This is a genomic window from Emticicia sp. W12TSBA100-4 (assembly GCF_040253585.1).
Taxonomy (GTDB): domain Bacteria; phylum Bacteroidota; class Bacteroidia; order Cytophagales; family Spirosomataceae; genus Emticicia.
Window position 1 is genome coordinate 1 of record NZ_JBELAU010000115.1, and the last position, 238, is coordinate 238.

The following is a 238-nucleotide window of genomic DNA, read 5'->3' on the forward strand; positions in this document are numbered from 1 at the left end:
TGCTGTCAACGTTGCTGTCTCTGCATTACATAAGCTGTTTCTGTTCGTTGAAATTACTGGAGCCGCTGGGCTACTACCTGTTGTGATAACTACTACATTGCTCGCTCCACTTTCCCCACAACTGTTGATACATGTCGCTGTGTAGGTACCTGCCGTGCTTACAATGATGCTTGCACTCGTCGAGCCTGTACTCCATTTCAAGCTTCCTGTACAACCTGTTGCTGTCAACGTTGCCGTT

General features: G+C 47.9%; 1 pseudogene. It reads right to left on the minus strand.

Annotated features, from left to right (window positions below):
- A pseudogene (locus ABR854_RS26010) lies at window positions 1–238 on the minus strand (gliding motility-associated C-terminal domain-containing protein); the annotation flags it as partial.